Origin of the sequence: Mesorhizobium sp. M7A.F.Ca.CA.002.15.2.1 (assembly GCF_003998715.1) — a bacterium.
Taxonomy (GTDB): domain Bacteria; phylum Pseudomonadota; class Alphaproteobacteria; order Rhizobiales; family Rhizobiaceae; genus Mesorhizobium; species Mesorhizobium ciceri.
In genome coordinates this window covers 1-10,424 of record NZ_RZPI01000124.1, presented here as the reverse complement: position 1 = coordinate 10,424, position 10,424 = coordinate 1, and the positions used below count along the sequence as shown (strand labels likewise).

7 protein-coding genes, 1 tRNA gene and 1 pseudogene are annotated in these 10,424 nt (G+C 61.5%); 2 read left to right on the top strand and 7 right to left on the bottom strand.

Annotated elements, in window-relative coordinates; all coding sequences use genetic code 11:
* Positions 1–115: 115 nt before the first annotated feature.
* The 7 genes from ENZ74_RS10070 to ENZ74_RS10040 form a co-directional block, all read right to left on the bottom strand.
* Complete coding sequence (locus tag ENZ74_RS10070) at positions 116–523, bottom strand: DUF930 domain-containing protein (RefSeq protein WP_032808257.1); 408 nt, start codon at positions 521–523, stop codon at positions 116–118.
* 56 nt (positions 524–579) lie between these two features.
* Positions 580–1,278: a DUF2161 domain-containing phosphodiesterase gene (locus ENZ74_RS10065; RefSeq protein ID WP_063168008.1), complete on the bottom strand. Its 699-nt coding sequence runs from the start codon at positions 1,276–1,278 to the stop codon at positions 580–582.
* A 102-nt stretch (positions 1,279–1,380) separates the two neighbouring features.
* Positions 1,381–2,178, bottom strand: a complete 798-nt coding sequence (locus ENZ74_RS10060) for a sterol desaturase family protein (RefSeq protein WP_063168009.1) — start codon at positions 2,176–2,178, stop codon at positions 1,381–1,383.
* A gap of 177 nt (positions 2,179–2,355) precedes the next feature.
* Positions 2,356–6,081 carry an autotransporter domain-containing protein gene (locus ENZ74_RS10055; protein ID WP_245465998.1) on the bottom strand — a complete coding sequence of 1,242 codons (3,726 nt, stop codon included), beginning with the start codon at positions 6,079–6,081 and terminating at the stop codon, positions 2,356–2,358.
* Between the two features lie 332 nt (positions 6,082–6,413).
* A complete protein-coding gene (locus tag ENZ74_RS10050; RefSeq protein ID WP_063168011.1) occupies positions 6,414–7,538 on the bottom strand; it encodes a helix-turn-helix transcriptional regulator in 1,125 nt (374 codons plus the stop codon).
* A gap of 217 nt (positions 7,539–7,755) precedes the next feature.
* Positions 7,756–7,845, bottom strand: a tRNA-Ser gene (locus tag ENZ74_RS10045).
* Between the two features lie 362 nt (positions 7,846–8,207).
* A complete protein-coding gene (locus tag ENZ74_RS10040; RefSeq protein WP_013531580.1) occupies positions 8,208–8,543 on the bottom strand; it encodes a hypothetical protein in 336 nt (111 codons plus the stop codon).
* Positions 8,544–8,920: 377 nt separating this feature from the next.
* Here ENZ74_RS10040 and ENZ74_RS10035 point away from each other — a divergent pair, with 377 nt between their 5' ends.
* Together ENZ74_RS10035 and ENZ74_RS35040 are read left to right on the top strand one after the other, a co-directional pair.
* Positions 8,921–10,153 (top strand): septal ring lytic transglycosylase RlpA family protein, encoded by a 1,233-nt coding sequence (locus ENZ74_RS10035; RefSeq protein ID WP_127312755.1) that lies wholly within the window; start codon positions 8,921–8,923, stop codon positions 10,151–10,153.
* Positions 10,119–10,424: pseudogene (locus ENZ74_RS35040) on the top strand (D-alanyl-D-alanine carboxypeptidase); the annotation flags it as partial. The gene ENZ74_RS10035 and the pseudogene ENZ74_RS35040, both read left to right, overlap by 35 nt.

Here is a 10,424-nt window from a genome sequence, read left to right as displayed (position 1 = left end):
CCCTTGGCGTCAAGGGATCACGCGTGGCGCCATCACCGAAGCATCGCTACGTCAAGCCAGATCCAATGCTCGCGGCACTCGCCGACAGCCAGGCAAAACCATGGCCGATCGCCAATCAATCGTAGAGATTATACTTTGCCCAGTCGGCTTCCGGAATCTCGTCGCCGATCCGGTAGCGGAGTTGCAAGACTTCCATATGGTCCGGCCCGGTCTGGCACTTGAATTTCAGCCTGTACCACTGCCCCTTGCTGCGAAACGCAGCACCCGGGCTCTTGATTGCATCGGCGCCCATCTCGGGCGTGGCAAAGGCGTAGGCGACGACGCGATCGGCTTTGAACTTGCGATCGTCATGGGTGATGCGGTCGAGCACTTCGGCGTCGCAACGCTGTTCAAGGCGAGTTTGGGGATCGAGTTTCATCAGTCCGGCGCGCAATGCATTGTCCATTGCGCTGGCTGGAAAACTCAGTGTCACTGACGCCAAGGCGGTCATGCAGAGCTTCTTCATGGGCGGGACAAGCAACATATTTTGTCGGAGAAATCAACCGAGCGGACCGCCTCGGACGCTGCGGGAATCTTCAATCATATGGCTGCTGCGTTCAAAATTGCGTGTCGGGATTCGTCGTGCGATGCCTGCGGCCAACGGATCAAAGAGGCACGGCCGGCATCGGTAAGATCGTAGAGGCCGCGGTCGACGCGCGCGAACCAGCCATAGACATTGTGCTGCAGGATCTTGGGCGCGATCGGCGTCACCGCCTTCAGATCTCGCGGCCGCCTGGGGCCATCCACCATGGCGGCAGCGCAGGCGAGGGCGCTTTGGCGATAGGCGGTCATGATCGGATTGCGCGATCCTCCTCCGGCAACGGGATCGCCGCGACGGCGCTGGTGCTCATCGACCAGGCGGGAGCGCCGGCGGGCATTTTTGCGCGGCGCCAGCGCGATCGGGCTGAGAAGCACCTCGACCCGGTCCGTCGCGGTCACGCCAAGCAAGCCGAAGCCAAGCCGGCGGCAGAGATTGCGGAACCTGGCATCGCTTTCGCGTCCCTTGCCGCGAGCCGACATGCGCGCGGCCAGCCACACCTCGTCACAGGCCGCCGCACGATCGACACCTTGCAGCACCAGTTCGAGATTGAACTGCAGCTTCAACTCGCAGATGACGACAACCGGCGGCTCCCCCTCGCGCAACGCAACAACATCGCAGCCGTCGATCTCGCCTTTGACGACAAAGTCGAGGCTTTCGAGGAACCGCTTCACCGGCGCATAGAGTGAGGTCTCGTTCATGGCGCAAGGTTTAGCCGATTCGAGGCGAAAAGCCTTCCGGTGGTTCGGCGTCCTGCGGCTCGAAAGGGGACCGGTGTGGATACCGCAACGCCGGGCCAGCCGTCAGGCTTCGGCGTTCGGCACCGCCCGGTTCGGCAGCTTCCTGCGGCGCAGGAGCGGATAGCCGATCTGGCCGAAATAGGTGGAAGGGATCGGATCGTCGACGCCGTACTTGTCCGGCACCTTGTCACCGGTGGGATTGTAGGTGCCGAACAGCACGTCGAGGAAAGGCAACTGCCCGGCGAAGTTCTTGTCATAGGCTTCGCGCTGGTTGGCATGGTGCCAGCGATGGAACTGCGGGCTGGCGATCAGCCACTTCAAGGGGCCGAACGGAATCCGCACGTTTGAATGCACAAGCAGCGTATGTCCAAGGTAGAGAGTCGAAAAGACGGCGATCGACGCTTCCGAGAAGCCGAGGAAAAAGATCGGCGTCAGCGATATTGCCTTTGTGACGATGGCGTCGACGGGATGATTGTGGAAGGCCCCGAGCCAGTCGAGTTCCTCAATGCCGTGGTGAACGGCATGGAACTTCCAAAGCGCCGGGATTTTGTGAAAGGCCCGATGTGTCCAGTAGACGCCGACATCGGTGATCACGATGATTTCGGCAACCTGCAGCCAGACGGGCTGGCCGCTGACGGCATGCGTTATCGCTTGCGGGACCAGGAGTGCAGCGGCACCGAGCGCGCCTGCCGCCATCATGACGATGGCCAGCTTTATGATGAAGCCGTTGAACAGCAGATAAATCAGATCGACAGCGAAGCCCTTGCGAAAGATCTTCTGCGGCCGCTCGGCAAACAGATGTTCGAACGGAATGAAGATCAGGGCGCAGATCAGAAGTGCCTTGATGCCAAAGATATCCATCGATTCGCCTCAGCGCGCAGTCCGCGCCTCTGAGAGGAACCACATCTCCCTTTCCAAAGGCTAAAGGCTCTACCTTTTGCGCAAGTGGCGGCGGCAAACGCGGATTGTGAATGGAACGCGGGTGGACGAGGAGACGCGAATGCGGGCTCGTCCTGCGGCGTGTGGCCCATCCCCCAACTAGAACCTGACCGCGAGATTGGCTTTCACGCTCTGGTCTGCGGCGCGACTGCCGAATTGTCCCCCATAGGTGAGGCCGAGCGTGGCATTGTGTGCGATGGCGATGTCGAACCCGACATCGAGTATCAGCCCGTCCTTGGCGATCGGCACGCCCGCGACGGTGAATGATGCGCCGCCGGCGAATGCGAAGCGCGACAGCGGTACGGTCTCGCCGAAGGCATGGCGCCAGCCGAGCGTGCCGCGAACCGTCGCCGCCATCTCGCCGACGGTGAACTCGCCTGAGGCATGTAGGCCGAGCGTGGTGAAGATCGCATCGGTGATTGCCGAAGCGCTTGTCAGCGTCGCCGCGCCGCCTGTCTCGGTGAAGCCGTCAGTCCGGAGGTTCACATAGGCGAGATTGGCGAAGGGCTCAAAGCCTAAATTTCCAGCATGGATACCATAGCCCAGTTCGCCGAACACCTGCGCCGTTCCGGCGCGATAATCTGCCTTGAGGCTGTCATTGAAACCGGGGAAAGTGACGGAGCGGCTCGTCGCGATGTCGTGCCAAGTATAGGATGTACCGGTGCGCAAGCCGAGCGTGCCGCCCCCAACATCCCAAGTGGTGCCGCCATAGAGGCCGAGATGATAGTTGTCGCTCGAGCCCGACGAGGCGCGGTCTTTCACATCGAGGTTGGTGCGGCTGTATCCCGCCATGATACCCAATCGCCAGGTGTCGAAAATGGCGGCGTCACCGCCGGCCAGGAAACCGCCAGTCGAGCGGTCAACGCGGGCAGCATTGCCGTCGCTGCCAGTATGGCCCCATGAACCAAAGCCCTGACTCCAGAGGGCGAAGCGATCGGTGTCCGACGCCACTGCAGCGGTCGTATTGGGATCGAGCGAGACATAGGCGCCCGCAGCACCGCCATAGGTCTGATCGGCGTAGGCCATGACCGGAGCGGCCGATGCACCGACGATACCGAAAGCGGCCCGGATGCGGTTCGTCGCCGCGTCGCGCAGAAGACGGCTATCTTCGATGAGGGAAGTCTGCGCCGAGGGATACACCTCGCCCGAGAGCTGGTCGAAGGCATCACGTGCCTGCACGTCGGTCGCGAGGTTGAGGATGACGTTGTACAGGGATCCGGATGTCGGCAGGCTCTCGAGCCCCCCAGCGGTTGCGATCTGATTGCGGGTCAAGGCTGCGTCGGTGAAGTTGCGGTATTTCAGGATGTCGAGATAGGCGTTGTTGGTGTCATAGGTATCGACAAGCCTGAGGAAGGCGGTGTTGAGAACTCCAGTCAAGGCAGCGAACTGCCCGGTCAGCCCGGCATCGGCGGTCAACACCGTATAGCGGGTGCCCGGCACCGCAATGCCGCCCGCGGCGTTCACGGTCAGCGTCGCGCCAGTGATCGTCGCGGTGCCGGAGGTGCTGAACCTGTCGGCCTGGCCGGCCGTGTTGATATCGATCGCCATGATGCTGCCAGTCGCGAAAGCGGCATTGCCGCCGGTTTGCCGGATCACATCGCCGGCGCCAGCGTCGGCCATTGTCAAGGTGCCTTGATTGGTGAACTGAAACAGATTGGTCCATTGCGTCGTCTCCGCGACGCCGGCGGAGTTTCCACCGACGGCGGTCCCGTCGTTGACCAGCCTGCTGGCGCCACCGCCGAAATCACTGGTTCCACCGGCGCCGTTCCAGTTCCCGTCGTTGGCGAACAGTGTCGCGCCGCCGGCAAACTGCGCTGTACCGACGATCGAACCGGCGTTTGTGAGCGCCATCGTCGCGGCATTGGTCTCGATCGCCGCATCGCTGGACAGTCCGGAAAGACTACGGATCGCGCCCGACGAGGCGACGTTGATGGCGCCCGTCCCACCAGTCAAAGTCAGGCCACGCGTCGCGCCCGTCACCGTGCCGGCGACTTGCACATCCACTACGCCGTTGCCCGTCGCGACGATGCCCTCGGCCGACGTTCCGGTCACCGCGCCATTGGCGATCACCGTGATCGCGCCCGTGCCAAGATTGGTTGCCTGGATACCTGTCGTACCCGAGACATTGCCATTCGTCGTCACATTGATCGTGCCAGCGCCCACCGGATTGTCCTGGAGCGCGAAGATCGCCGTAGCCGCAGTTGCGTTCACAGCACCCGTTATCACCGCGACATTGCCGGCCGAGCTTTCAGCGTCGATACCTCGACCAGTCGTCGCGGTGATCGGACCAACCGCCTTCACGGTCACCGAACCTGTACCGACAGTCCCTGCGACAATCCCGCTGCTCGCGTCGATCGCGCCGTTCGCCGTGACATCGACGTTGCCGCTTCCCGAGGAAAGGCCAGCGAAGATACCGGGGCCGCCCGCCTTCACATCGCCGTTCGCCACGATCGTCACATTGGCCGTCGCCGACAGCGTCTCAACGTCGATGCCGATCCTGCCGGCAGCCAGCGCCGTCACCGCGCCCGTCGTGACGCCGATGTTGCCGCCCGTCGCCGTGTCGCGCACCACGATGCCGCCGCCACTCGTCGAGCTGCTGGCGCCGGATATATCGACCGTGACCGTGCCCGGGCCATAGTTCTGAATATTCACCGCATCGTCGCTGCCGCCGACGAAGCCGCCCGCGCCCGTCACCGAGAGATTACCCGTGCCGCCGCCGCCACCAATCAAGGTCAGGCCGGAACGCGCGCCCATCACCGTGCCGGCGACCTGCACGTCCACCGCGCCACCACCGTTCGCGACGATGCCGTCAAAGGATGTGCCGGTCACCGCACCATTGGCGATCACGCTGATCATGCCCGTGCCGGAGTTACCTGCGAGGATGCCTGCAGTGCCCGAGACGTTGCCGTTGGTCGTCACATCGATTGTGCCTGTGCCTGTGCCGGTCCCTATTGCATAGACCGCCTGACCGCCCGTCGAGGTCACCGCACCCGTTGTTATCGAGACATCGCCCCGGCCCTGAGCGAAGACGCCAAGGCCCGACGCCATTGTCGCGGTGACCGGTCCCATCGCCTTCACCGTCGTCGAGCCGTTGCCCAAGTTCTGCGCGATAATGCCGTTGCCTGCGTCGATGGCGCCGTTCGCCGTGATATCGATGTTGCCAGTTCCTGTGGAGGAAACTCGACCCAAGATACCGGTATTGCCCGCCGTCACATCGCCGTTCGCCACGGTCGTGAGATTGCCTGCCGTCGAAGACGACTGGACGTCGATACCGAACATGCCAGCAGCCAGCGCCGTCACCGCGCCCGTGGTGACATCGATGGAGCCACTCGCCGCCGTGTTACGCACCACAATGCCTGAGCCGGCAGCCGCCGTGATATCGCCGGTGGCATCGACATCGATCGAGCCCAGGCCATTCTGCTTTATTGCGAAGGCATCGCCACTGCCGTTATTGGTGATCGCGCCGCTGCCTGTGTACGTGATCAGGTTGGAGGCGGCATCGATATTGAGTGCCGCGGTCCCGCCGGCTGTTGGCGTGTTGCCCGCATCGACACTGATCGTGCCGTTGTTGACGACCATGACGGCGCCATTGCCGGTATTCTCGATCGCGAGGCCAAATCCGCTGACCGTCGCCCCGGCATCGATCGCGAGGTGGGCCGTAAACGGTGAAGAAAATGAATAGCCCCGGTCGTTGGGAGGAGCAGCCGGATTGACGGCATTGACCGTGGAGGTGGTGCCGCACTGCACATCAGTTCCCAGAGTGACCGTACATGCCGCCTGCGCCTGCGGGGAAAAGAAAACAGCCGAGCCGGCGAAACCGGCCATGCCGATTGCGAAACGCAGTGCCGAGCGACTGGCCTGCGAGAGGAGTTGCGCGCGCAAGGAAACGAGTGGGTAGGCTTTGTCTGCCGAAAAACCGTAGAGTCTCATGATAGGCCCGCCCCATCGTCCAATAAATGCAATCTGCCGTCATCAGAACAGCCCAAGCAAAGCAATGCTTCGAGCAAATCAGTGCTTCAGATTCGCAATAACGGATGATGGGTGGGCGATATATATATCAAATGCCATAGACCGGCCAAAGAGTGGCGCACTGTCGCTGGCTCGCCACAGTCGCAACGCCCTGCACTCGAAGAACCTTAATGTGCTATTGCAGCTTGTTAGGGCAGAAGACGAAATGCATTCAGCAGCGCAATGAGCTGACTCTGCCTCTGCGTATCTGTCTTGCGAAAAATCTTGTCCAGATGAACGCGTGCGGTGCCGTAGGCCATGTTTTCCCTGATCGCTATTTCCTTCAAGGACAATCCGCTTGCGAGCGCGAGCGCGACGGAAGCTTCTTTCCCTGTCAGCCCAAAGGTTTTTCGCAGTTGATCGGCTAAGCTCGTCGACAGGGCCAAACGTGATTCGCGCGCCAGCACCACCGCGCAAGGTCCAGCCGACAGGCCGAACATCTCGCCGTCGGGCAACAATCCAATCGACAATACCAGTTGGTCGCCGCGCTCCGACCGCAAGATCAAATCGGCAGCCGAAATGGGAAACTCGCTCTCGTCCACCCGGCAGACTCGTGCGACCGCACGTTGCAGCATTTGGGTTTGCGTGGAATCGGAGGTGGCCAGATGGCCACCGTTCGCCGTCAGCAGAGTGATCGGCTGTACCAAAAGTCTTTGCGCGGCGTCATTCATGTCAAGGATGCGCAGGCGCGGATCGACGATAAAGCCGGCGAAGGGCAGGTGGCCGAGCAGCGATCGGAGCACAGGTCGCGCCTCGAAATGTCGGCCCAAACCCGCAGCGCGCTGCAGATGAGGCGTGATCAGGGCGAGCATCGCACGATCATCGGCGTCGAACGCCGGCTGCCCTCGGCCTCGCTGCACGTCGAAAAACCAGTAGTTCTTTTCCGACGCGCGCAGATTGCAGAACATGCCGTCATACATGTCCTGCGGCATCATCCATTCGTTCCAGACGGAGGTGCGTTCAATACGGTGCCGCCCAATCAACTGGGTGTCGCTAAAAACCCGGCCAAGCGGCGCGGCCACACGCGGCGCAAAGAGTTCGTTGGTCGCGAAATGGTCAAGGAAAATCCTGTCCCAATAGGGGTCGCGGCTCGGTGAGACGCAAAAGCTATCCTCGACATTGGCCCAGTCGATGCCCGAGAAACAGGCTCTGGAGCCATGAAACATGGCTTGCAACTGAAGGACCACGTCAAGCCAAATCGATTGATCGTAGGCGGCCTCATATATGCGACCGATCACTACCGACAGGCGCTCGTGAGAGATCGAATATCCCATAAGCCTTGCGAAATATACAACCAGAATGAAGTGTTAGCATACCTCTGATTGCGGTCGATGCAAGGGATAGAACGTCGAATGAGCAGGGGGGTTACCAGTGCTGACGCCCAAGGTCAGGAGAAAGCAGACATGATGTTTGACGCTTCACCCTTACGTCCACGGAGGCGGAAATCGGCGTACTCAGTTCTGTATGCTCTGTATGCCCTTCTCGATCGAATGGCGGAGGAAGTGGGATTCGAACCCACGGTGAGCTTGCACCCACGCCGGTTTTCAAGACCGGTGCCTTAAACCGCTCGGCCATTCCTCCATCGTGGTTTTTCAACCATTTGGGCAGCGCGGGGCCAACTCGTTTGGCCTGTGGCACCGGATTGGCACCGAAGGCGCTCCCGGCTGGTTCACGCCTCATTCCTGTAAAGCGGCATTGAGGGCTGCGTCAACCACCACTGTGTCGGTTCCTGCCGTCCTGGCAGGCTCTGAGTTTGTCGGAATCGAGCACCGGAACTCGCTATCCCATTGGTGCATGATGAAGAAGGAGCCCGCCGACTGGCGAATCCCTACGGGTCAGCCTCTTGGGACAGCTGCGGTATCCCGCAGATTTAACTTTCGCCAAGGGAACAGCTACTGGTGAGGAAGGCCGAAGCTGCAAATCGGCTCCGGCCTGTACGGTCCTCAGTCTTTGCAATTTTCGTCCGCCTTTGCCGCCGCGGCCTTATCACCGTGCTGCTGCGCCTCGATATCCTGCTGCGAGGTTGCAAGGTTTTTGTCGCCCCCGCCTTCAGCGCCCGCCAATGGCATCGTGGTGCCATCCTTGGCGGCTGGCTTGTTCGCGTTGCCCATGGCCTTCGGAGTCTCTAAAGGCGCGTGGGTTCCATCTTTCGAAATACCGGCGGTCTGTCCGGCATCGGTCCCGGTGTTCGAAGCTGACTTGTCCGGACATGCGGCGATCGCAGACCCGGCAGAAAGCGACATCGCGATCGCGACCATCAATGAAGTCATTTTCATCATGCTCGTCCTTCTGTTCGAGTGCCCTGCGGATGAAACTAGCGGCGCATTTCTTTGTTCCGGCGGTCGGTCCGCTGCCCGACAAAGCCCGGTCAACCGGCAGACACGGCGGGCAGGAGCGAAGCCAGGCTTTCTGTGGCAGAGGGCATCACATCTCTCGCGTGGAAGCACGAAAACCGTTACTTTTCAGAGAGCTCTTACGGTGGAGACGCCACAATCTTGCCCGGTTGCGGCCACAATCGGTTAATACCGTGATAAGCAATTCCTGCGCACAAAGGATCGGGGTTTTAAGCGTCGTTGGTATTGTCGGGTGAGTGTTTTGGCTCCTCTGGTGGTTGAACGCGACGCCTTGAGTTGAGACTGAAGGGGACATCAGGAAAATGCAGGCTGTGACGCCACCGCGTCTTCGTCGCGCTGCTACCGTCGCGTTGTTCGCCATGTCGGCTGCCTTGCTGGCCGCCTGCGCGTCGCAGCCTGAGCCGAAAGCGATGGTCAACAAGAAGACCCGCTCCAAGGAGTATTTCGCCGAATCCGAATATGGCGTGAAGGCAAGCCCGCGTGTGATCTCCCGGAACGGGCGCATCCAACGTGGCGGCGGCAGGGATCAGCTTGGCAAACCCTATCAGGTCCGTGGCAAGTGGTATTACCCGAAGGAAGACAAGCGCTACGCCAAGGCCGGCCTCGCCTCCTGGTATGGCGACGCCTTCCATGGCCGGCTTACCGCCAATGGCGAAGTCTACGACATGACCCATCTGACGGCGGCGCACCCGACCATGCCGCTGCCAAGCTATGCCCGCGTCACCAATCTCAAGACCGGCAGTTCGGTCATCGTTCGCGTCAACGATCGCGGCCCATATCACGAAGGCCGCATCATCGACGTATCGGAGCGCGCTGCCCAGATGCTTGACTATGCCAACACCGGCACCGCTCAGGTGAAGGTCGAATATGTCGGCCGCGCGCCGCTCGACGGCGATGACGACCAGTATCTGATGGCCTCCTATCATCCCGGCAACAGGGCGCCAGACCCGTCGGATGGACTGCCGACCGGCGTCATGGTCGCCATGAACGGGCCGTCGCCAAGCCTGCCTGCCGGCACTGCTGCCGTGCCGTTTCCGGGCCAGTTGACAGATACCGGTTCTGTCCAGCCGATCATGTCGACGCAGTCGTCGGCCTATGGCGATCTGGCGCTTCCGGATTTCGGCCCGATCGTGCCGGAGCGTCCGCAGATCAATCTGCCGCCGCAATCGCCGTTTGCCGTGGCCTCGCTGTCCTATGCCGACGAGCGGGTCGAACGCGCCTCAAATGCCTTCGCCGCGATGGGTGGCGACGGCATGTCGCCGGCCGATGTGCTCCAATCATGGAAGCGGCAGCCGCCAGCGGCCGGTCCGTCCACTGACTACGTCGCGGCTGGTTCGTTCGAGGATGCAGCGGAGGCCAAGCGTGTTGCCGCTGAGCTTGCCGCATACGGCAAGATCGAGATCCAGCGTTCGGAACTCGATGGCGAGGATTGGTATTCGGTCAATCTCTATCCCGATGGCCACCGCAATCTCGATGATTTGCTGCAGGCTGCCTGGTCGCATGGCGCGCCCGATGCGCTGGCTGTGCGCAACTGAGCGCAAGCCTGATGGGATTTCCGCTGCGCGGTTGATCCGCCGCGCAAAAAGCCTGATACTTTTCGCGGGCTTGCCGGCGGTGCCGGCCAACGGGTCGAACATCATGCAATTTCGCTTGCTCCCGCCTCTCGCCGGGCTTCTGGTTTTTGGCTTGCTGCTGTTTTTCCAGGCTCCGGCCGGTGCACAGCTGTTCGAGACCAAGGCCGCGCAGGCCTTCATGATCGATGCCGAGACCGGGACGGTGCTGTTTTCCAAGGAGGCCGACAAGCCG